Origin of the sequence: Limnothrix sp. FACHB-1083 (assembly GCF_014696485.1) — a bacterium.
GTDB lineage: Bacteria > Cyanobacteriota > Cyanobacteriia > CACIAM-69d > CACIAM-69d > CACIAM-69d.
On sequence record NZ_JACJQD010000004.1, the window covers coordinates 161,043 to 183,114 of the forward strand.

General features: G+C 58.1%; 19 protein-coding genes and 1 tRNA gene. 10 read left to right on the forward strand and 10 right to left on the reverse strand.

From position 1 onward, the window contains the following. Positions 1 to 67 precede the first annotated feature (67 nt). The 6 genes from H6F46_RS06985 to H6F46_RS07010 all read left to right on the forward strand — a co-directional run bounded on the left by H6F46_RS06985 (position 68) and on the right by H6F46_RS07010 (position 5,328). Complete coding sequence (locus tag H6F46_RS06985; protein WP_099531755.1) at positions 68 to 649, forward strand: hypothetical protein; 582 nt, start codon at positions 68 to 70, stop codon at positions 647 to 649. Positions 650 to 764: 115 nt separating this feature from the next. Next, complete coding sequence (locus tag H6F46_RS06990; protein WP_190354093.1) at positions 765 to 2,507, forward strand: glycoside hydrolase family 3 N-terminal domain-containing protein; 1,743 nt, start codon at positions 765 to 767, stop codon at positions 2,505 to 2,507. A 76-nt stretch (positions 2,508 to 2,583) separates the two neighbouring features. Then, positions 2,584 to 3,894 (forward strand): carboxyl-terminal processing protease CtpC, encoded by a 1,311-nt coding sequence (ctpC, locus tag H6F46_RS06995; protein WP_190354094.1) that lies wholly within the window; start codon positions 2,584 to 2,586, stop codon positions 3,892 to 3,894. A gap of 192 nt (positions 3,895 to 4,086) precedes the next feature. Beyond that, positions 4,087 to 4,275 carry a DDE transposase family protein gene (locus tag H6F46_RS07000; protein WP_099531843.1) on the forward strand — a complete coding sequence of 63 codons (189 nt, stop codon included), beginning with the start codon at positions 4,087 to 4,089 and terminating at the stop codon, positions 4,273 to 4,275. A 107-nt stretch (positions 4,276 to 4,382) separates the two neighbouring features. Further along, complete coding sequence (cobA, locus tag H6F46_RS07005) at positions 4,383 to 5,231, forward strand: uroporphyrinogen-III C-methyltransferase (RefSeq protein ID WP_190354095.1); 849 nt, start codon at positions 4,383 to 4,385, stop codon at positions 5,229 to 5,231. A gap of 12 nt (positions 5,232 to 5,243) precedes the next feature. After that, positions 5,244 to 5,328, forward strand: a tRNA-Ser gene (locus tag H6F46_RS07010). A 125-nt stretch (positions 5,329 to 5,453) separates the two neighbouring features. On the opposite strand, the gene H6F46_RS07015 is transcribed toward H6F46_RS07010, so the two are convergent. The 3 genes from H6F46_RS07015 to H6F46_RS07025 form a co-directional block, all read right to left on the reverse strand. Next, on the reverse strand, positions 5,454 to 5,756 hold the full coding sequence (locus tag H6F46_RS07015; RefSeq protein WP_190354096.1) for a TIGR02450 family Trp-rich protein: 303 nt from the start codon (positions 5,754 to 5,756) through the stop codon (positions 5,454 to 5,456). Positions 5,757 to 5,834: 78 nt separating this feature from the next. Next, positions 5,835 to 6,335 (reverse strand): hypothetical protein, encoded by a 501-nt coding sequence (locus H6F46_RS07020; RefSeq protein ID WP_190354097.1) that lies wholly within the window; start codon positions 6,333 to 6,335, stop codon positions 5,835 to 5,837. A 5-nt stretch (positions 6,336 to 6,340) separates the two neighbouring features. Further along, positions 6,341 to 7,633: a S1 RNA-binding domain-containing protein gene (locus H6F46_RS07025; protein ID WP_242027823.1), complete on the reverse strand. Its 1,293-nt coding sequence runs from the start codon at positions 7,631 to 7,633 to the stop codon at positions 6,341 to 6,343. Positions 7,634 to 7,892: 259 nt separating this feature from the next. Here H6F46_RS07025 and H6F46_RS07030 point away from each other — a divergent pair, with 259 nt between their 5' ends. Beyond that, on the forward strand, positions 7,893 to 8,861 hold the full coding sequence (locus H6F46_RS07030) for a DnaJ C-terminal domain-containing protein (RefSeq protein WP_099531761.1): 969 nt from the start codon (positions 7,893 to 7,895) through the stop codon (positions 8,859 to 8,861). Between the two features lie 136 nt (positions 8,862 to 8,997). On the opposite strand, the gene H6F46_RS07035 is transcribed toward H6F46_RS07030, so the two are convergent. Both H6F46_RS07035 and H6F46_RS07040 read right to left on the reverse strand, forming a co-directional pair. After that, positions 8,998 to 11,781 (reverse strand): DUF3769 domain-containing protein, encoded by a 2,784-nt coding sequence (locus H6F46_RS07035; RefSeq protein WP_190354098.1) that lies wholly within the window; start codon positions 11,779 to 11,781, stop codon positions 8,998 to 9,000. A 332-nt stretch (positions 11,782 to 12,113) separates the two neighbouring features. After that, the gene (locus H6F46_RS07040; RefSeq protein ID WP_099531763.1) at positions 12,114 to 12,230 is read right to left on the reverse strand and encodes a photosystem II reaction center protein I; all 117 of its coding nucleotides are present in this window, start codon (positions 12,228 to 12,230) and stop codon (positions 12,114 to 12,116) included. Positions 12,231 to 12,485: 255 nt separating this feature from the next. Between H6F46_RS07040 and dprA the strand changes: the two genes are divergently transcribed. Continuing rightward, entirely contained in the window at positions 12,486 to 13,721 is a 1,236-nt protein-coding gene (gene dprA, locus H6F46_RS07045) for a DNA-processing protein DprA (RefSeq protein ID WP_242027824.1), read from the forward strand. Between the two features lie 71 nt (positions 13,722 to 13,792). Here dprA and H6F46_RS07050 read toward each other — a convergent pair whose 3' ends face one another. The 3 genes from H6F46_RS07050 to H6F46_RS07060 form a co-directional block, all read right to left on the reverse strand. Then, the gene (locus H6F46_RS07050) at positions 13,793 to 14,320 is read right to left on the reverse strand and encodes a hypothetical protein (protein ID WP_099531764.1); all 528 of its coding nucleotides are present in this window, start codon (positions 14,318 to 14,320) and stop codon (positions 13,793 to 13,795) included. A 100-nt stretch (positions 14,321 to 14,420) separates the two neighbouring features. Further along, positions 14,421 to 15,224 carry a glutathione S-transferase family protein gene (locus H6F46_RS07055; protein WP_190354099.1) on the reverse strand — a complete coding sequence of 268 codons (804 nt, stop codon included), beginning with the start codon at positions 15,222 to 15,224 and terminating at the stop codon, positions 14,421 to 14,423. A 221-nt stretch (positions 15,225 to 15,445) separates the two neighbouring features. After that, positions 15,446 to 16,381 (reverse strand): Rpn family recombination-promoting nuclease/putative transposase, encoded by a 936-nt coding sequence (locus H6F46_RS07060; protein WP_190354100.1) that lies wholly within the window; start codon positions 16,379 to 16,381, stop codon positions 15,446 to 15,448. A 242-nt stretch (positions 16,382 to 16,623) separates the two neighbouring features. Here H6F46_RS07060 and H6F46_RS07065 point away from each other — a divergent pair, with 242 nt between their 5' ends. Beyond that, complete coding sequence (locus H6F46_RS07065; RefSeq protein WP_190354101.1) at positions 16,624 to 18,411, forward strand: hypothetical protein; 1,788 nt, start codon at positions 16,624 to 16,626, stop codon at positions 18,409 to 18,411. A 272-nt stretch (positions 18,412 to 18,683) separates the two neighbouring features. Here the strand turns inward: H6F46_RS07065 and folE are convergent, their stop codons facing one another. Next, positions 18,684 to 19,400, reverse strand: a complete 717-nt coding sequence (folE, locus tag H6F46_RS07070) for a GTP cyclohydrolase I FolE (RefSeq protein WP_190354102.1) — start codon at positions 19,398 to 19,400, stop codon at positions 18,684 to 18,686. A gap of 271 nt (positions 19,401 to 19,671) precedes the next feature. Then, positions 19,672 to 20,277: a TetR/AcrR family transcriptional regulator gene (locus H6F46_RS07075; protein WP_199291432.1), complete on the reverse strand. Its 606-nt coding sequence runs from the start codon at positions 20,275 to 20,277 to the stop codon at positions 19,672 to 19,674. A gap of 475 nt (positions 20,278 to 20,752) precedes the next feature. Here H6F46_RS07075 and H6F46_RS07080 point away from each other — a divergent pair, with 475 nt between their 5' ends. Next, positions 20,753 to 22,063: an HlyD family efflux transporter periplasmic adaptor subunit gene (locus H6F46_RS07080; RefSeq protein WP_234406487.1), complete on the forward strand. Its 1,311-nt coding sequence runs from the start codon at positions 20,753 to 20,755 to the stop codon at positions 22,061 to 22,063. Positions 22,064 to 22,072 lie beyond the last annotated feature (9 nt).

Below are 22,072 nucleotides of genomic sequence, written 5' to 3' on the forward strand. Positions count from 1 at the left end.
CCTCATCTCCGTCCAGCGTTATCGTGGATTTAGCAGAGAGATTGCAACGCCTGTCGTTGTCCTCGCGATGGTTTCCTCCACCCGCCTTCCGGATCTCAAGCCTGAATACGATCGCCTCTGGGAAACTTGCCAAATCCGCTCCAACTGGCAAGCCAGGGCCAAGCAAGCAGCCGATCGCGCTTTGAAGTTTCGATCGCGCTATGGGGCCATTGAGACCGCGATCCAAGTGCCCTGGTGGTTTGTGGCGGCGATTCACAACCTAGAGTCCACCTGTGACTTTCGCTGCCATTTACACAACGGGCAACCCCTCAGCCAGCGCACCACGATCGAGCCGATCGGGCGGGGCCCCTTCAAAACTTGGGAAGAAAGTGCGATCGATGCCCTCACCCTCAAGGAGTTTGACGGCCCGCGCGTGAAGGATCGCTCCTTGGGGGCTTGGTTGTGGCGAGCCGAACGGTTCAACGGCTTTGGCTATCGGCTCTATCGCCCCACGGTGCTCACGCCCTATCTGTGGAGCGGGAGCAATCACTATCAAGCGGGAAAATATGTGGCCGATGGCAAGTTCGATCCCCAAGCGGTGTCGGAACAAGTGGGGGTGGCGGTGTTGTGGAAAGCTCTTGAGGCCATGGGGGCGATCGACCTGCCTTGAGAGGCGGTTAAGTCGGGTTTGTTAATGATCGTGGCAATCAGGAATTTCGCCGTAGAGTCCCGTTGTTGGTTATGGTTCCACCAGGAATCGCGAGAAGTTGCCTAGAGTTGCTGCCATGACTGTTTCGGCCCCGTTCCCCTTGCCTGACCTCGATCGCCTGACCCTGCGCCAACAGATTGCCCAAATGGTTGTTGTGCGGGCTTCGGGCTTTCTGTTTGATGCCCAAATTCGCTATCCCGCTTGGGAGCCGATCGCCTCGGTGCTGGAATCTTGGATCCAGGAGTTGGGCGTGGGGGGCGTGATTCTGCTGGGTGGGGGCGCGGCAGAGGTGGCGCTGCGAACCCATGAGTTTCAACGGTGGGCTCCCGTGCCGCTGCTGATTGCGGCGGATATTGAAGAGGGCGTGGGGCAGCGGTTTGGGGGAGCCACCCAAGGGCCGCCCCTGATGGCCCTCGGCGCGTTGGCACAGCAGGACTTACCCCAAGCGCTGACCTTGGCCCACAACTTGGGAGCCATGACGGCAGCGGAAGCCCAAGTGATCGGGCTGAATTGGTTGCTGGGGCCGGTGGTGGATGTGAATAACAATCCTGCTAATCCGGTGATTAATGTGCGATCGTTTGGGGACGATCCGCAATTGGTCGGGCAACTGGCCGCAGCCTTCATCGCCGGGGCCCATCAGTTCCCGATTTTGACGGCGGCCAAGCATTTTCCGGGCCATGGCGACACGGCGATCGATTCTCATTTGTCTCTGCCGGTGATTCCCCACGATCGCCCACGATTGAACGCGATCGAGCTGCCTCCCTTTAGGGCGGCGATCGAGGCCGGTGTGGATGCGGTGATGAGTGCCCATTTGCAAATTCCCGCCCTTGATGCCCAACTGCCCGCCACCCTGTCGCGATCGATTTTGACCCAGTTGCTGCGGCAAGACTTGGGCTTTGGGGGGCTAATTGTGACCGATGCGCTGGTGATGGGGGCGATCGCTCGGCACTATGGGGCCAACGAAGCGCCCGTGATGGCCGTGGAAGCGGGGGCCGATATTTTGTTGATGCCGGTGGATCCCCCGGGGGCGATCGAGGCCGTGGCGCAGGCTGTGGAGGCGGGACGCATTTCCCCGGAGCGGATTCGGGAATCGGTGGCGCGGATTTGGCAAGCCAAGGGCAAGGTTTTTCAGGCGGCCGATCGACAGGCGGCCGATGCTCCCCCCAGCGCGATCAACCTGCGGGGACAACTGGGCCAGCCCCAGCACCAAGCCACCGTGACAGCCATTTTGGAGGGCAGTTTGGGCGGTGGTAACGGGGTGTTGGCCCTGCCCCGATCGCCCGAGACACCCGAAACGCCCAATCGCACCTTGGCCCAGGAAGCCTTGGAAAATTTGGGCACTTTGGCGGAGCTGACCCCCGAAGCGGCGATCGATTCTCCAACCCAGCGCCCGATCGCCCGCAATTTGATCGTGGTAGATGACGCGATCGCCAGTGACTTCCTGGGGCAATTTGTCCCGGCGATCGCCTGGCCGCGCCAGTGGGGCATCGGGCAACTGCAAATTGTGGACAGCTACAGCCCGGTAGATTTCGAGGCGATCGGTTCCCTGGCGGCCCAGCAACCCACCCTTTTGCAAATTTTTGCCCGGGGCAATCCCTTCCGAGGCAGTGCCAACCTCACCCAAGGGGCGATCGCTTGGCTGAAAGCCCTTCAAGAATCCCACCAATTAGCGGGCGTGATTTTATACGGCAGTCCTTACCTGCTAGAAACCATGCGGCCGCTGTTGGGGTCACAAATTCCCTACCGATTCAGCTATGGCCAAATGCCTCGGGCCCAAGCGATCGCCCTGGGCAGCCTGTTCAATCAAGTGATGTCCTAATTGCCTTGCCAATCGCCATCGACCCGGCAAAACACTATGATGAGAATGAGACGCGCGAATGATGAACTAGAGCCTTATGCCGATCGCGAATAGCAAGCTCGTTTTAGGTGCGGCGGCCACAACGGTGGCTGCTGTGACTCTGACAGGCGCGGGCATTCACCTTTCGCAAGGTCATGCTTTCTTCCAAGAAAACCCGAAGGAAGTGATTGACGAGGTTTGGCAAATTGTCGATCGGCTCTATGTGGATGGCACCTTCAACCAGGTGGACTGGCAAGCGGTGCGCCAAGATTATTTGAACCGCGACTATACCCAACCCGAAGCGGCCTACAAAGCGATTCGGGAAATGCTGGAAAAACTCGGCGATCCTTACACTCGCTTCATGGATCCCGATGAGTTCCGCAACATGCAAATCGACACCTCCGGTGAACTGACGGGGGTGGGATTGCAGTTGGGTGAAGACAAGAAAACCAAGGAATTGGTCGTTGTTTCCCCGATCGATGGCTCCCCGGCGGCCAAGGCGGGCATTTTGTCGAAGGATAAAATCCTGAGCATTGACGGCAAATCCACCAAGGGGATGGATATTAACCAAGCCGTGAAGCTGATTCGCGGCCCGGTGGGAACCACGGTGGTGTTGACCCTGCAACGGGGCGATCGCACCATGACTTACACGATCGAGCGGGCCCGCATTGAGCTGCATCCGGTGAGCTTCAGCGAGCGGCCCAAGGACGGCACAGCCCCGATCGGCTATATTCGCCTGACCCAATTCAGCGCCAACGCCGCCACGGAAATGCGCGAAGCCATCCAAAAGCTAGAATCCCAAAATGTTTCTGGCTATGTGTTGGATTTACGCTCCAATCCCGGTGGCTTGCTGTATGCCAGCATTGACATCGCGCGGATGTGGATGAATGAGGGGGCGATCGTGTCCACGGTCGATCGCAACGGCGAGACCGATCGCCAACAGGCCAACCGCACCGCCCTCACGAACAAACCCCTCGTGGTTTTGGTGGATGGGGGATCTGCCAGCGCCAGCGAAATTCTGTCTGGAGCTTTGCAGGACAATCAACGCGCCGTTTTGATTGGTACGAAAACCTTTGGGAAAGGGTTGGTGCAGTCAGTTCGGAACCTGGGCGATGGTTCCGGGATGGCGGTGACGGTGGCTAAATATTTGACTCCCAGCGGTCGCGACATCAACAAACACGGGATCGATCCCGATATCAAGGTGGAATTGACCGATCAACAACGGGAGTTCCTGAGTGAAAACCGCGACAAAATTGGCACGCTAGAAGATGCCCAATACGCGAAGGCCCTGGAAGTGTTGCAAGGGGAAATTGCCAAGCTGAAGGACGGTGAAAATGCTGGAGCCAGCGCCGCTACTGCTCCCCGATAGCTGATTAGATCTTTGATTAGATCTTTGAGGAAGCAAGCTGCTGTTCATCAACGGGCGATCGACTCGGTGATTGCTCAATTGGGTAATTGATTAATTAATTGGCTGGTTGATTAATTAATTGGCTGGTTGATTAATTAATTGGCTGATCGGCAACTTCGGTAATTAGGGTTAATCAACAGATTGAAGACGTTGATGGAAGTCCCGGGATTCTATATTGTGCGCTGTGCAGACGATCGCTGCGAAATTGTCCCGAGCGATCGCCTGGCCGATTTGCCCAATCCCCATCCAACGGGCGATCGGTGGGGCCCCTATGGCGAGCTGGCGGAGGCGATCGCTAAGCGCGTGGGTCTGATTCGTGCGGGCAAATGCAAACCCCAGTAGGCACAATTGGGCGATGTCGGTAGCCCATGACCCCAAAATTGCTCCCCGAAATACTGCTCAGGCATCCTTTAAGATCAATATCTCAAACGTTCCGGTAGTTCTCATTCATGACCGACTTTGCGACTCCCCAGCCGATCGGAAAGGTTTATTTGGTGGGGGCGGGGCCTGGCGATCCGGGCTTGCTGACCCTGAAGGGAAAAACATTGCTCGAATTGGCCGATGTGGTGGTTTACGATGCGTTGGTGAGTGCCCCAATTCTGGCCATGATTAATCCCCAGGCGGAACGAATTGACGCGGGAAAACGCCGGGGCCGCCACTCAAAGTTGCAAGCAGAAACCACCCAATTACTGATTGAAAAAGCCCAGACAGCGGCGATCGTGGTGCGGCTGAAAGGGGGCGATCCCTTTGTGTTTGGCCGAGGGGGCGAGGAAATGCAAGATCTGTTGCGATCGGGTGTGCCGGTGGAGGTGGTGCCGGGCGTGACGGCTGGCATCGCTGCGCCGGCCTATGCGGGCATTCCCTTAACCCATCGCGACTACAGCTCATCGGTGGTGTTTGTGACGGGGCACGAGTCGGCGGGGAAATACCGTCCCCAGGTGAATTGGTCGGCGATCGCCCAAAGTGCTGAAACGATCGTGATCTATATGGGTGTGCATAACCTGAACCAAATTGTGCCCGCCTTGATTTCAGCGGGGCGATCGCCCACCGATCCCGTGGCGCTGATTCGGTGGGGAACCCGTCCTGAACAGGCGGAATTGGTGGCCACCTTAGAAACGGTGTGCGATCGAGTGACCGAAACGGGATTTTCTGCCCCGGCGATCGCCATCATTGGCCCCGTGGTGCAGTTCCGGGCAGATTTGGCCGCGATCGCAGCCCCGCAGCAGTTTCAAATTCCGCTGACTGGGTGGGAAATCTCAGAATCAGGGGTCGATTTTGCGCCGACAGGGGTAAAATAACAGGGCTTACCGGGAGAGGTGGCAGAGTGGTCGAATGCGCTCGACTTGAAATCGAGTGAGCCGCAAGGTTCCGTGGGTTCGAATCCCACCCTCTCCGTTGATCTTTATTCCCACCACCCTAATTCCACCGTTGATCGATCAACGGCGGAATCAGGGTTTCAGGCGATTTGACGACACGCTCTAGCCCCATGGCCCTTCCAAGTGGCGGCTGGGGGCTGGGCATCACAGCGCGTCCGGGTGCAGCACTTCCACTTCTTCGCTCAGGTCATCGCCCCGATCAACCGCTGCCAGAATTTCAATTTCTTCGAGGGTTTGCCAGCCCGCTGCCCACAGATCACGGTTTTTGAGATTGCGCGCATCAATCCAAAACCGCGCATTGGGATCGCAGGAGGACACCAGTTCCGCATAGACTCGATTGCCCTCGTTTTTGCGATTGTTCACCTGGAAATGTCGCCAGCCGAAGGTGCGCTGGCGGGCCGTCCACTTGGAACCCAAGAGATGCGGAAATTTTTGCTTTTTAGCCATGGTTGCTCATGGGTGCTGAATCATGAATTGGGCAACCAATTTAAACATTGGGCAATCAACTTAAATTGGGCAGCTAACTTAATCGGGCAGCCAACCGCAGAGAATTTCCACGATCCGATCGCCCCGTAGGCGCAAGGTCAAAAAAGCCCCGTCATCGGTCAGGTAGCCCCAGCGATCGGAATCGCGCCAATTGGGTTCTCCGTAAACGGCCAGGATGCGGCTGGAGCGATCGCCCACCCGTACCCCTTCAGCCGTGCCCCAGCTAGGTCGCGTCGTCGTGATCATGGCCAACGCTCCATCACCAAAGCCCAAAATCAGGTTGGGGTAATACCAAGCCTCGTAGCGGTCATAGTTGCCAGGGGGCTGGTTTTGGGTGCGTTGGGGCCGGCCCAGTCGGGCCCGCACCCGCTGGGGATTGTCGCCCAAGCGCAGGCCATTGAACCCCAGCCGATCGCTCCGGATCCCTGCCGGTTGGTTCGGGGTGGCTTGGGCGAGTGGGCTAGGAGGCAAACCCGCGATCGCCGCCGGGGCGATCGCCCATTCCAGGCAAAGGGCCAAGACCAGGGCGATCGGGATCATAGGGGCTATGCGTCCGACTCAGGAGCGCGGCTAGGTTTCGGTTTCAAATCCACCAACCGAATCGGAGCCTTAGGCGCAGGGGCCGGTTCTGGCTTGGTGGCGGGTTCCGCTGCTGCCGGGTTGTCTGGCGTTTCCGGGGCGATCGCCTCGGGGCTGGCCTGGGCTGCGGTTGATTCGCTTGATTCGCTTGACTCGTTTGAGTCAGTCGGTGCGATCGATTCTGCGGCTTCCGGGGCGGTGGGCTGCTCAGTTGGCTCCGGGCTGGACTCCGCGATCGGCTCCGGCTCTGCATCCCAGTGGGGATAAAGCTGGGCATGACGGGCGATCGCCTCGGTCATCACCGTGGCCTTGTTTTCCAACATTTCGCCCCGATGATTTTCCAGCACCGCTGTTGAAAGGGCGATCCGTCCCTTCCACTCATCAATTTCCATAATCACTGCCCGGATCCTTTCGCCCTGGCTGAACAGATCCTCGATCGAGGCCACATGGGCTTGGCTCATTTGCTTGACATGCAGCAGCCCTGTGTTGCCCTCAAAGCTCACAAACACGCCAAAGGGGCGAATCCCGGTGATTTTACCTTCAATGAGTTGGTTCACCTTCAGGCGTGCCATCAGGCCCACCTTGGCCGCTTCCCGGTTCGAGAGCACCAGTTTTTTGGCATTGCGGTTCACCTCGATCGGCACGACGGTCAAGGTTTGGCCCACCAACGAGTCCAAATCCTCCCGCTCCACCAGGTGCGATCGGGGAATGAACCCCCGCAAGCCCATCACGGCCGCCGTCACGCCGCCTTTGTTGACCCCATTCACACGCGCGGCGATCGCCTGTTTTTCCTCTTGGGCCTTGGCTAACTCTTTCCAGGCTTGATCCAACACCATTTGTCGAATCGAAATGGTCACCTGACCATCTGCGTTGGCTTCCTTGAGCACAATGAACTCGCGCTCCACATTGGGCGGCAACAGGTTTTGCAGTTCCTCAGCGCCCGAGGGTTCGCGCATGGCGGCTTCGCGCACCGGCAAAAACGCAGCGGATTTGCCGCCAATGTCTACATAAACCCCGTCGTTGGCGTACTCAAAGGGTTTGCCCTTGACCCGTTGCCCCGCCTCAAAAGAGACGGTTTTTTCGTCGAGGGCAGCCATGAAGTCCTCCATGGAAAAGGAGGGAGCAGCGGGTTTTGCGGCCATGATGGGTTTAATCAGCAAATAACAAGTCAAAAATCCGAGCCGGACGGGCGATCGCGCCGTGATTGGCTCCATCCCCTCACTATAGCTGAGGGGCGATCTTCCGGGGTCAGCGGGCATCTCTGATCAAGACATGGATTCAGACATGTAGGTTGATCCATGATGCTCCTGATCCGGCTCTGGTCACCTGCTGCTGATCGCGCTTGGAATGGTTGGGCGATCGCAATCTGCGGCCGGTCGTTAGATGGCCGAAGCTGGCTGATCGCGCTGCCAATCGACCGGATCGGTTAGCCGATCGAACGCCTAAGGGCCCATCGCGGTAAGCTGGAAAGCCGAAGCGCCGATCGCGATCGCAGCCGTTTGAACTTGACCTCCCCGAATGCAAAACTTCCGCAACTACTACGCAATTCTCGGTGTTGCCAAAGAGGCCAGCGGCGACGAAATTAAACGGGCCTTCCGGCGACTGGCTCGGCAATATCACCCCGACCTGAACCCCGGAAACAAGGAAGCCGAAGAGCGATTCAAGGACATTGGCGAAGCCTACGAGGTACTTTCGGACACAACCAAGCGGGCCCAATACGACGAATACAGCAAATTTTGGAAACAGAAGGGATTCCAAAATGCCCGGCGGGCAGCGGCAGGACGCACCTGGGGCGATCGCTCCGAATCTCGGGTGGCCGACAACCTGGACTACAGCGAGTTTATTGACTTCAATAGCTTTGTCGATCGGCTGTTGAATCGACGCGGCGAACCGACGGCCCCACCCCAGCCCGGCAATCGAGATTACTACCGGCCCGGCACAACCCGCACGGCCTATACCGTGAAGCCACCGGTTGCCCGGGATGCGGAAGCACGGTTAACCATTCCCCTGGAAAAGGCTTTTAGCGGTGGCCGGGAACGAATTCGGCTAGAAGACGGCCGATCTCTGGAGGTGAACATGCCGCCAGGGTTGGTGACTGGCCAGCGGATCCGCCTTAAAAATCAGGGGATTAATGGGGGTGATTTGTTCTTGAAAATCACCGTCGCCCCCCACGACTTTTTCCGGCTGGAGGGGGTCGATCTCTATTGCGAAGTGCCAGTCACCCCCAGCGAGGCGGTGTTGGGCAGCGCGATCGAAGTACCAACCTTGGATGGGATGGTGAAGATGAACCTGCCGCGCGGGGTGCGCCACGGCCAGCGGCTGCGTCTGTCGAATAAGGGCTATCCGATCAACCGTGATCGCCGGGGCGATCAGATTGTGGAAATCCAAATCGCTACGCCAACCCAATTGAGTACCGATGAGTTGGCGTTGTATGAACAATTACGGGCGATCGAGTCGTTTGATCCCAGAGCCAACCTGCCCATTTAAGAGCAAGGTTTGAGCGGCCGGTGCGATGGGCAATGCCCACCTGTTAATCGCTTTATGGCATCTGTTTCATGACTTGTCGATCGTTTTAGATCAAGGCTGGAGGTGAAGGCGATCAGGCCATATCGATCGATTGGGCCTAGATATCACCAAATTCCTGACCACTGCCCGTCCAGTTGAAATCCGTGATCCGCAGTTGCAGGGAGCCGGATTGGCGCTCTGGATCAACGCGCAACAGCAGACCGTAGGTGCGGCGGCTATATTCCAGGGTGTAGTTACTGTCGATCCGTTCGCCCGTATCAACGTTGTAGACCTGCTGGAAGCCAACCCGGAAGGGGCCATAAATTTGCTGAGTGAGGCCAACGACCACCACCCGCGCATCACCGACGCGATCGAACAGGAACGGTGAGGAACCATGCCGCCAGTTTTCGATGTAGCCCAAGGTGAAGGCTGTGTAGTCTAGCCAAGGACGGGAAAAATGGCCCAACTGTCCCTGGAGGACGATCGAGCCGGTGAGCACATTTTGATAGTCGCCGCTGCTGTAGTTTTGCCAAACCATTTGCAAGCGAGGAACCAGCACAATGCTCGGCCGCAGGGCCACGGGACTGTAGCGCAGGCCGGCTTCGGGTGTGGCCGGCAAGGCTTCGCCACGCCACAGGACGATCGGGCGGGCCACTGCAATGGCCATTTGGGTGCGATCGAGGGTGATTCGATCGTCCGTGTTGCGGCTGGGTTCATCAATCAAATTACCAAAGTCCGATTGGGCATTGATGTTTTGGTAGCCCAATTGGTAGTTGGCAATGAAGCCGGTGTTGCCAATTCGGATTTGGGGCGAGGCAAAAACGGCCCCGATGCTGCGTTGCACGGTGCGGAACCCAAAGGAGCCGTTAAACAACCGATCGCGATAGCTATATTCCAGGGTGAGGGAGTGGGGGCCCCAACCGGTGGGGATGATTTGATTAAGCCGAACGCTGCCTCGGAAGTCATCTTCAAAGCGATCGGGATCGAGCGTCACGGCCCGCACCACACCCAGCAGAGAAGTGGTGGGGGACAGTTGCGCTGTCAGTCGAGCCTGCAAACCCAACACATCCAACCCGATCGGCCCGTTGGCTTGTTCGTCAAATAGGGCCCGCTGGATCAGGTATTGAGGCGTGACCCGCAGACGAACTCGGGGCGTGCGAATTACATCGAATTGCCGTTGAATGTATAGCCCGCCTCGATCTTCACCGTCGTAGCGAATTTCAAAGGGCTGGGGTGGCCGTTCCCGGCGATCGATCACCGTTCGGCGCACCAACAGGGGCAGGGTGAAGCGATTGTCAAACACCACCCGGGGGCGATCGGCAATTAGCTCATCCCGCAAGGGCGACAAGCGCCGCAACCGGGCCCGATCGGCCCGAATTTCCGTTTCCGGGGGCGAGAAGGGATCATTGGTGATCCGCACGTTTTGGGCCACCCAGCCATTGGGGTCAAAATCGACCCGATCGGCCTGGAAGCGGAAGTTTTGCACCTCGCCCACCTGGCCCGGCGGCGGATCCAATAGCCCAAAATTGCCCGTGCCCACTTGCAGCCCAAATTGACCCGTTTGGCGCACATCCCGCAGCGGCTCATTGGCCGAAATGCGATCGCTCAAGGGGCGATCGAGCGCGGGATTATAGGGCCCGGCGGTGATCACCTCTGCCGGGGCAAAGTCTTCGCCAGTGGTGGGCTGGAAAATTTCGCCGTAGCTCTCAAACAGGGAACCATCCCCCTGCACCAGGTTGTATTCCATCCTTGCACCCCGAATCACCTGCTGGCCACGGGTGAGGGCTACGTTGCCTTCTGCGAGGGCAATTCGATTGTCAAGGCTGACCTGGAGTCGATCGGCATTGATCACGGCTCCTTGGTAACGCATGGTGACGTTGCCGATCGCGATGAAAATTTGTCGAACCGAGTCGAATTCCTGTCGATCGGCCGTTACTTCAATCGCCCCGATCGCGCCGGGGGGCAAATTGGGCAACTCTGGCCGCGGGGGCCGACCGCCACCGGGTCGATCGGTTCGGTTCGGTGAATTGTTGGGGTCGCCCGCATTCACCGGTTGGGGCGGTCGATCGGGGTCGATCGGTCGCTCCGTCGGCTGCGGATCCGTGGGGGATGGGGGTTGATCGCTCGATCGCGGCGGGAATGGTGGATCGCCCGTGGCTGGCTCGGGAGGCGGTATCTCCGGCCCCTCGGTTCCATTGGGTGGTTCGGTCACCGGCCCTGGCCCTTCCCGAGGAAACAGGGGCGGCACATTCCGCAGGGGATCCTCATCGGGATTGTCTGCCCGGAGCTGTTGCCCAGCGCCTTGAGCATTGGGTTGGTTCGTTGGATCCTGAGCGGCGTAGACCGTTGCTCCCTCAGTTGTAGCTCCGACTGCTGTGGATCCGACTGCTGTGGATCCCCCGAGTCGGCCAGGGTTGGCGGCTGACGGTCGATCGGTGGACTGGGTTAATTGGGGGGGCGTTGTTTGATCGCGAGTGGGTCTTGCCCAGCGACGTAGCGGCGGCAATCCAGCCGGCGGGTTCTTCCCGTTACTGGTGGCAGTTGTCCGCTCTTCGGTCTGCGGGCGGGGTGGGTTTTGTCGGTTGGGCGGATCCACTTGCCGATCAATTTGTCGATCGATTTGTCGATCGATATGAATCAAGGCCCGATTCGGCCCCAATTGGTCGGCGGCCCGTCGGTCTTGGCGGTGCTGTTGCCGAAAATCTCGCAAGGATCCGGGCCGCAAGCTGCGAGCCGGCCGAGGCGGCAGAGATCCTAACCGGCGCAGGGGAACCGACGCGGGGGCGGTTGAATTTGGCTCAGGGGGGCGATCGCCCTCGGCGGCCGTCGGCTCAGTTTCCCGCGTTACAGCCACGTCCTGGACTAGCGGCGGCATCTCGGGCGGTAGCACCGGGTAGGGCATAAATCAGTCGTCCAATGGGCAAAAAATCACGACAATCAACCACACCATCGAGCCGGATCTCGATCGCAAGTAAACCATCCAGCCGGCCACTACTCAGCCCCAAACAATCCCTTGGGTGAGCGTGCTTGCGTGGTCATTGTACTGGGGATATGGCAAGAGATGCCGCCATTGGGATCCTTGCTGCCACACACAAAAACTCAGCGTAGCAAACTGGTCGCTATCGCTGAGTTTCATCATCAACACAAGGAGCAGGATTGAAGCTCGGAATTGCGATCGCGCCGATGGACAACCCATCGATGGCTAGCGATGGCATTCCAAAATCCAGCTCAGGTTTATTCAAAGTCGCGACGGTTGGGGTTCCGGGCCGGGTCGTTGGACAGAAAACCAAACACAAACAGGCCAATGAAGAACGAGACAACAACGTATACAGTGATTTTAAGCGCCAGCATTTGTATTGCTCCGAACGAGGAAAGAGGCTTGGGCAGCCAAGTTGTGGGGCAAGCCGGGGCAAAGGCCAACGCGATAGCGAAGTTGCCAACGGTGACTCAGTGCCGACGGGGGCCCACAGGGGCACTGTCGAATCGCGATCGAACGCTTGGCTAAGGCAGCCCCGATCGAACACGACGCGATAGCCCCCCTATGATACCAATCGGTTGATACCAAATCTGTTCACTGTTAATTAGCCCTCCTAATTTGAATCTGTTTTGAATCTGTCCCGATCGCACCCCACTGCACCTTCCACGGAGCGAGCTGCCTGGTTGGCCTGGTCGCGGGTTCCGGATGTGGGCCCTGTGCTCTTGCAGCGGCTCCAGCGGGCCTTTGGTTCCTTGGCCGCCGCTTGGCAGGCAGCGCCCGGGGACTTAACCCCCATCGAAGGCATCGGCCCCCAACGGCTGGCGAAAATCCTGGCCGGGCGATCGGCGATCGACCCTGAGCAGCTCTTGGCCGATTGGACTCAAAAAAATCCCCAGTTTTGGACTCCCGCCGATCCAGACTATCCCCAACTGCTGCGGGAGTTGCCAGATTTCCCAGCTCTGTTGTATTACCGAGGCCAACCCCACCCGGCGGAACTTCAGGGAACGCAACCTCTGGTGGCGATTGTGGGCACGCGCCAACCGTCGGACTATGGCCAGCGATGGACTAATCGGCTCACCACCTGTCTCACCAAAGCGGGGTTTGGCATTGTTTCTGGGTTGGCGGAGGGCGTAGATGCGGAAAGCCATCGTGCTTGTTTGGCGGCGGGTGGGCGCACCATCGCCGTCTTGGGAACCGGGGTCGATCGGGTCTATCCCACGGGCAACCGCGATCTCTATGGTCGAATTGTGGGTACGTTTGACTATCCCGGCTCCGGGTTTGCCCTCAGTGAATATCCCAGCGGCACGGGGCCCGATCGCGCGCACTTTCCGCGCCGTAACCGAATTGTGGCGGGGCTGGCGCGGGCAACCATCGTGATTGAAGGCGGCGAGCGATCGGGCGCATTGATCACTGCAAACCAAGCGGCCGACTATGGCCGAGATGTTTATGTGTTGCCCGGGTCATTGGACATGCCCCTTTCGGCCGGTTGCCTGAAGCTGATTAACAGCGGGGCGCAGGTCATTTTGAGCGAAAACCATCTGTTGGATTGTTTGGGGGCCCTGCCCCAGCTCGATCGGGCGGAGTCCGCCACCGTTATTGAAACCGCCCGATCGCCCGTTCCGGGGCCCGCTGCTTCTGGGCCAACCCCAACGGCCAAGCCGGCCGTCGCCCCAATGCCGCCACCACCAAACCTGGCTCCGGCTCCGGCTGCCGTTTTGCGGGCGATCGACCCAACTCCCACGGCCCTGGATGCGATCGTGGCGGCCAGCGGCCTCAGTCCCGGAAACGTGATGGCGGCCCTTACGGAATTGGAGCTATTGGGCCTGGTGGAAAACTTGCCGGGAATGCGCTACCGCCGAGCTTAAGCCCGAGTGGCGGTTCAATGGCTCAAGGGGTGATCCGTAACCATCGCAGGATTGAGAATCGTAACCGGGAATCAGTAGCCGATCGGTTTGGGTTCAGTGGGTTGTTGCCCCTCACCCGTGGCCGGTGGCAACGCTGCGGGCATGTTGGGCGATCGGCCGGTGGCTTCCGTCGTGTTGGCGGGCTTCAGGAAAATCAGTTGTTTCGGTGGGGGGGGTTGCAAGGTGGAGTCGGTCGCCGCCGCTTGGCGGGCCACCTTGTCTTTCAACACCTCCAGGGCCACGCGCAAATCTCGTTCTTGGCGCTGAAGACTTTGGAGTTTGCGATAGTCCATCGTCCAAGCCTGTTGCAACTGCACCGTTTGGGCATAAACCAACACGGCCAGAGCGATCGAAACCATTGCCGCAATGGCCGACCAACGCTGAATTCGCTTCAGGCGCTGAATGGGCCGCGGTAGTGGCGGCTTGGGCGGTAGGGGAGACACCTTGCGACTGCGGGCCGCCCGCCGCGATTGCCACAACGACAGCAGCGTCACCCGCGATCGGGAGGATCGAGGCGATCGGGCAGGGCGATCGGGGCGGGCCCGGCGAGCAGTCGGCATAGGGGTGGAGATGAGGTTGATCGGGTTCGATCGGGGTTTAGTGGGTTCGATCGAGCTGTTTCAGGCAGAATCATGCTCGATCGAACCATGCTCTGAAGCCCTAGTCGATCGAGATAGTCGTGGGCCCGGCATTGCTGCTGGAGCTGGCACTGGCCGCACCGGTCAAGGGCGTGCGAAAGTCACGATAGAACTGATCGCGCCAGTCAAAGAAGCGAGCATAGGCCGGATTGTCAGCAATGCCCGGAATGCCGCGCCCGCGCAGCCCGATCGGCACATCAAAGTAGGGCGTGCTGGGAATTTTCACCAACACACTCACCGCCGCCACCGCCACATCGGCCAGGGTGGGTTGACTGCCAGTCAGGTAGGGATTTGCTTCCAAAAGGCTGCATAGACTTTCGATCGCGCGGCTGAGGTTGTCCTTAGCCTTTTTCAGTACCTCCGGTGTGAGACCCACACCGGCTCCCATCACCCCAAAAACCTCGCCGGGAATGAAGCCCACCAGGGTCTTCAACGGATCCGGCGTTTCATCCGGCAACAGGGCCGTGCGGTAGCCCGGATCTTGCCCCAGGGTGGCCAGAAAAACCTTACGGGCATCGGCATAGAACGAATCATCGGCCCAAGCTTCCAGCACCGTCGCCAAGGCCCGCTCGGCAGGATTGGGGGGCAAAAGGGGGCGATCGGGATAGGCGCGATCGAGATAGTTCAAAATCGCGGTTGAGTCGGCAATCACCTCGTTGCCGTCCTTCAGCAGGGGCACTTGGCGCTGGCCCGACAACCGAAAAACATCAATTTGCCCGACTCCGGGAGTCACTTCAACTTTGCGGTAGTCCAGGCTCTTGTAGTCCAGCGCAAGGCGCACCTTCTCGCAGTAAGCCGACAACTCAAATTGGTACAGTTCCAGCATGGTAGTTTGCGGCGTGGGTTCAAAGAGCCGATCGAATCGTTGCTCCCGTTAGCTCTTGGGCGATCGGGGAGCGTTTGATCGCAGTATAAGGCAAGGGTTTCGCCCTTTGGAGATTTGTCCTTGGTTTGCTGGGGGCGACGTGACCCGTTGGGGTTGGTGTTTTGGTCTTAATGAACCCGGCGCAACTTTGGCGCAATTTTTGGCGCAACTTTGGCGCAATTTTAAGGATCATCGGCTTGGGCCAGCTCCTGCACTTGCTCGATCGACAAGCCCGTCACCCGGCTGACCGTTTCCGGATCCAGCGTTTTCAGCAGCTCGCGGGCAATTTCCAGTTCTCGCTGCTTTGCACCTAAGGTGATCCCCTCAGCACGCCCTGCTGCCAGCCCTTCAGCCAGCCCTTCCGCTAGTCCTTCAGCTAGTCCTTCCGCAAGACCCTCGTCCCGAGCGCTGAAAATTTGCCCTTGCATGACGCGCAGTCGATCGAGTTCCGCCTCAAAAAAGCGCAACTCCGCCGGAGACAGTTGACTTTCGTTGGCAATGTCTAGGGCTGACTGTAAATCATGATCGCTGGTCAATTCTGGAGGAGCTTGTTGCAACTCCCCTGCCCGTTGCAGGAAAAATAACCAGCGATCAACCAGCCCTTCTAAGTCCACCAAATCCTTACCAAATTTCGGTAATTCCACAAAAATCCAGCGCAATTGCGAGGTGCAAAGGGCGTGGGTTTCTTCATTCAGAATGCTGAACCGAGAAATGGGCAATGACTGATCCACATCTGGATCGTCGAATAAGATAAAGTCTGTGATGGTGACGGCAATCACGGGCCTCAAATCCCAATAATACTTACCCCGTCCCAGTTGGCTGGCATAGGCTTTGGTGGTGTTATACAAAATGCGCTGTATAAAGGCTTCCACCTTGGCCACCTGCATTTCAATAATCACGGTGGAGCCATCATCAAGCTGAGCTTTCACATCCAAAATGCTCAACTTAAAATCGGGAATTTCCGGTTGCTGATAGGGATCTAAAATTTCCAGATCCTGAATCCGCAGTTGCCCATCATAAACGAGGGCATTGAGCAGGCTTTTCAAGATGGGCCTGCTGTTAGGAGAAGCGAAGATTCGCTTAAAGCCAAAATCCGTTTTTGGGTCAATGAAGCCCATGGTTCACAGGGTGTTTTGCGATCGCTCATTACCAGCCTAAACCAGATGTCTGGGATCTGAATGACCGCTGGGGAAGTGGTGCTGGGGGGAAACGCAGGATCCCGAGGGGCCGATCGCCTGGCAAGATGGGCTAATCAACAGAACCACCCGCACAGAACCGTTGATTAACCCTCTGTTTCGTTGCACTGAAGTTGGCGCTAGGGTTGCTCTCGGTTGTTGTTCATGGGTTCATCAATGAACCCATGACTGATGGCGATCGACATTCGGTTCAACACCCTGGCCCCTTTTTCCAAACCTCCATGATGTCTGCGATCGCCCGGCTTCGACAGCTTTTGATTGACCCCGAGCCAGCCCGTTGGGTCGATCGGCTCTGGTGGATTGCCAGTGTTCTGTTCGGCTTGGGCTATGGCTTGGCCATCTTGCCGGAAGCCTTTGCGGATCCCTATGTGGTGGCCGATGACGGTCGGCAACATTTGTTCTGGATGCTGCGGCTCAGTCACCCGGATGCGTTTCCGGGCGATTGGATTGCGGATTATTTTGAGTCCGTTGCCCCCTGGGGGTTTCGAGCCATCTACTGGTTCCCGGAAGTGATGGATTGGGGAGCGGTGACGGCGGCCAAGGGGTGGCCGTTAATTCTCAGTGGCGCGATCGGGGGATTGGCTTGGGCCGTCACGCGAGCCATTTTGCCGGTTCCCTTTGCCGGTTTTGTGGCGGCGCTGCTGTTTCTCCAAAATCTTTGGCTGAAGGATGATTTGGCTTCGGGCACGGCGCGGGCTTTTTTGAATCCCCTGTTTTTGATGGTGCTGTGGGCTTGGGTGAAGCGATCGCCCTGGGGGCTGTGTTTGGCGATCGGGCTGTTGGGGGGTTTTTATCCCCACTATGTTTTGGTGACGGCGGCCATGTTGACCCTGCGTTTAGCGATCGGGGTCTGGCGGCGGGAGGCCCATTGGCGCATTTGGGTGATCGGGCTGGGGGTTTGTGTGGCGGTGTTGCTGCCCTTTGCGGCCAATGCGTCTGCCTTTGGCCCCACCATCACCGTTGATCAAGCACGTCAGTTGCCAGAATTTTTACCCAATGGGCGATCGCGCTTTTTCTATGAAGATTTTGGGCGTTTTTGGCTGTCGGCGGGTCGTAGCGGCATTCAACCGCCGCTGGAGCCGCCTTTGCTGGTCTTGGGGTTGGGCTTGCCCCTGATTTGGCGCTGGCGCGATCGGTTTCCCCTCTGGTCTCAAGTGCGATCGGGCATTGAAGTTCTGCCGTTGTTGACCCTGGCCAGTTTCGGTTGCTTTGGGTTAGCCCATCTGTTGCTGTTTCGGTTGCACTTGCCCAGTCGCTACACCCAACATGGCCTGCGAGCTGTTTTGGCGATCGCCACAGCAATTGTGCTGGTGTTGCTGCTCGATCGGCTTTGGACTTGGGCCCAAGGACAGCGGCGACTCCTGGCTTGGGGTCTCACGCTCGGGGCGATCGGGCTGTTAGTTGCCTATCCGTTGGCCGTGCGCGGGTTCCCGAAAGCGAACTACGTGATCGGCCAGGCACCGGATCTCTATGAAATTTTGGCCGACTATCCAAACAACACACGCATTGCCACCCTTTCCGGCGAAGCCAGCAACATCCCCACTTTTGCCGGTAAATCCGTTTTGGTGGGGGCCGAATTTGCAATTCCCTACCACTGGGGCTATTACCGCGAGTTTCGATCGCGCGTGGAAACCTTGCTGCGGGCCCAATACAGCCCTGATCTCAGCCTGTTGCGAGCCGCGATCGCCCAATATCAACCCACTCACTGGTTACTGGATCCGGGCGCGTTCGATCGCGACTATTTGGAAAATAATGACTGGTTACGGCAATACCAACCCGCCTACGGAGAGGCCCGGCGCTGGTTAGCCCGTGGCCAGCGATCGGCGCTGGCTCAACGGGTCGATCGATGCTTGGCAGCTCAATCCCAAGAGGGACTCTTGCTCTTAGATGCCAACTGCTTGGCCCAAACGCTCCCCCCAACGGCCCCAGAATTACCCCCGATCGGGCAATGATGCAGATCTCAGCTCATTGGGCGCAGAAGCCGATAGACCAAGACGCTAGTAAATTCGCCCCAGAAACCTGTTGCAGAAAGCTTCTAGACAGGTCGTAGAAAACTTCTAGACAAGTTGCAGACAAGGGGCTTAAGCCCCTTGTCCCTCACGATTTCGCAACGGGTAGACAAGGGGCTTAAGCCCCTTGTTCCTCACGACTTTGCGGCTTCGCACCAGCAAGATTTAGACACTTGAGGATCTGATGACAGATCCTCAGTGCCCTGCCTTAAAACCTAGAACGACGGCTGATGCCGAATCAGGTTCAGAAACTCTTCGCGGGTTTTTTGGTCTTCTTGGAACACACCCACCATGGCACTGGTCACCGTCCAGGAACCCGGCTTTTGTACCCCACGCATCGACATGCACATGTGGGTTCCCTCCATCACCACAGCCACCCCCCGAGGCTCCAGGACTTCTTGGATCGCTTCCGCCACTTGACGGGTTAGGCGTTCTTGCACCTGCAAACGACGGGCATACATTTCCACAATCCGAGCCAACTTGCTCAAGCCCACCACCTTTTGGTTGGGAATGTAAGCCACATGGGCTCGGCCCATGAAGGGCAGCATATGGTGTTCGCAAAGACTGAAGAAGTTGATGTCGCGAACGAGAACCATTTCATTGTGGCCCTCATCAAAAATGGCCCCATTGACCAATGTTTCCAACGACATGTCATAGCCGCTGGTGAGGAAACGCATGGCCTCCGCCACCCGGTGCGGGGTTTTCAGCAGCCCTTCGCGCTCGGGATCTTCACCAACCCCTAACAGAATCGTCCGTACCGCGTCCATCATGTCATCCTTGCTGACTGCTGGAGGCTGGTTCACTTGCGCAGGTTGTCCGTCATGGGTGTTGCGATCGGGACGGGTTAAAAGCCCTTTGCCCTCGTCTTCCGTGGCTGAACTATTGGGATTAACCATCCCATTTGAGATCGCATTAGAGGCGGCGATAGTCATGATTGAAATAATGAGGGAAATCCTTCCAAGAAGAACGCGCAGTGCTCCAAACACTGAGTCTCTGTTAAAAAATGGTAATACTTTTTGGCGGCTGGCGGCGAAACCCGGCCAATTCACGATCCCCGGCGTTTGGATAGCTCAAGGCGATCGATCTGTATGAGTGGGGCGATCGAGTTGATGGATTTCTGAACCAATGGGGCCTGATGAAATCTATAAAAAAAATCTATCAATCCCGTCGATGGATCCAGCGCGGGGAATGGGGAGCCACCGGCTAGGGATTGCGCAAAATCATGGCCAGTAATGTATCAATGACGCGCTGGGGATCCATGGGAACCAAGTGCTTACCGCCCAGCATCTCTTGCGTAATGTTGAAGTGAGCCAAAGCACCAATAAAAACGCGGGCGGTTGCTTCTGGATCGTCAATCTTTAGCTCCGGATGGGCTGCTAAGTAGCTGGTGAGGGCTTCGCAACCGCGCTGGCAAAAATTTCGAATAAACAGTTCGGATAGCTCCGGGAACCGCTCCGACTCGGCCATGATCAGGCGAATGAAGGCCATATGTCCTTCGTCCTGGCCCACCTTGAAGATGAAGAGATTGGCCAAATGCCGCAAAAAGTGGTGTGGGTCAGCCCCCAAGAGGGTTTCGTCAAACATTTCCGGAAACTTGCTGCGGGCCAGCTCTTCCACCAGCGCCCCAAAGAGACTTTCCTTGCTTTGGAAGTGGCTGTAAACCGTTGCTTTGGAAACGCCTGCGGTGGCCGCCACGCGATCCATGCTCGTGCCTGCATAACCTTTGGCCAGGAAGGTTTTCATGGCTCCGTCCAGGATCTGGCGTTTTTTGCTGAGGGGGGCGATCGGGTGCGCAGCCGGAACGGACATGGTCATTACCTACAAAATAGCAACGGAATTGAGCAAGGGGGGCTGGGCTGCCCCGATCTCTGCCCAGGATCTTCCTGCCCAGAATTGACAGGATTGGCGGGATGAATGATTGACAAAATGGAGGCGGTGTAAGCGTTAATTCGCGGCTGATGCGCGTTGACTTTTGACGGGTTCCAACCCATGACGCTTCCGCAAGGTTTCAACCTTAACTCTCCTCTGGGCAGTCATTAAAGATTAATGGGCGATCGCCTTGGATTGCATCAGGTGATTTTGAGCGGTAAAAGGCCGTTGTGGTTAAAGGTTTGGAGAGATCGAGTCCGCAAATTACGATTTGGGATGAATTCCGCATTAATTCCTATTGTACTAAACGGTTTAGTCTAGCTATACTCAAAATTGAACTAGACAGTTCAGTTTGATTACCTGCTATACCTCTCTCACTCCACAGCTCGCTGCACAAGATTCGGAGGGCGACATCGTGACCAGTCCGGTTCCTTGGAAATTGCTCAATCCCCGTCAATGGACTCAAGCGACGATTCCGATCGCCCTGGGAGCGGTGGTCTTGGTGGGTGGGGGAGCGGTGTTGTTGCGCAGCCGGGCAGCGGAAACTCCGGCCCCGGTGGTTACGCCCTTGCCGTCGCCAACGGTGGTGACGGCTCTGGGGCAACTGGAGCCAGCGGGGGAGGTGATTACGCTGGCGGCTCCGCCCTCAAGCACTGATTCGCGAATTGCCCGCCTGTTGGTGGAAGAGGGCGATCGGGTGCGGGCGGGCCAGGTGGTGGCGGTTTTGGATGAGGCGGAACGGTTGGCGGCGGCGGTGGAACGGGCCGATCGCCAGGTGGATTCGGCAGAAGCGGCCCTCGATCGGGTGCGAGCCGGGGCCAAACGGGGCGAACTGAATGCCCAGTCGGCAGAGATCGATCGGGTGCGGGCCCAGCGGGATGGCGATTGGCGCTCCCAACGGGCCACGCTCGATCGACTGCTGGCGGAACGGGATACCCAACTGGCCGCCCAGCGGGCCACGATCGCCCGTTTGGAAGCGGAGTTAGCCAACGCCCAGGTGGAAGCCGATCGCTATGCCAGCCTCTATGGCACGGGGGCGATTTCTGCCTCCCAACGGGACAGCAAAACCACCACCTTGGATACGGCCCGTGCTCGGTTGGTGGAAGCGCGGGCTAATTTGGCCCAAATCGACGCTTCCTATCGAGAAAAAGTGGTAGAAGCCCAGGCCAGCCTCGATCGAATCCGGACAACAGGCGTGGCTCAGCTCACCGCCGCTCGGGCCACCCTCGATCGAATTGCGGAGGTGCGCCCCACGGATTTGCGGGTGGCCGAAGCAGACCTGGCCGCTGCGATCGCCGCCGCCAAGCAGGCCCGGGCGGATCTCAACCGCGCCGTCATTCGCGCTCCCCGAGATAGCCAGGTACTGAAAATCTATGCTCGGCCCGGCGAATTGGTCGGTAGCCAAGGCATTGCCGATTTGGGTCAAACCCAATTCATGGAAGTGGTGGCGGAAGTGTATGACACCGATGCACCCAAGGTTCGCGTGGGGCAAACGGCCACCATCACGAGTGATGCATTTTCCGGTGAACTGCGAGGATCGGTGGTGCGATCGGGGTTGCAGGTGCGCAAACAAACCACCCGCGATGTTGATCCCTCTGCCAATTTGGATGAGCGTGTGGTGGAAGTGCGAATTCGGCTGGAGCCAACCGACGGTCAGCGGGTGGCCAATCTGACCAATTTGCAAGTGAAAGCCACCATCGACCTGAAATCTCTGCCCCAGCCTTGATCGATCGGG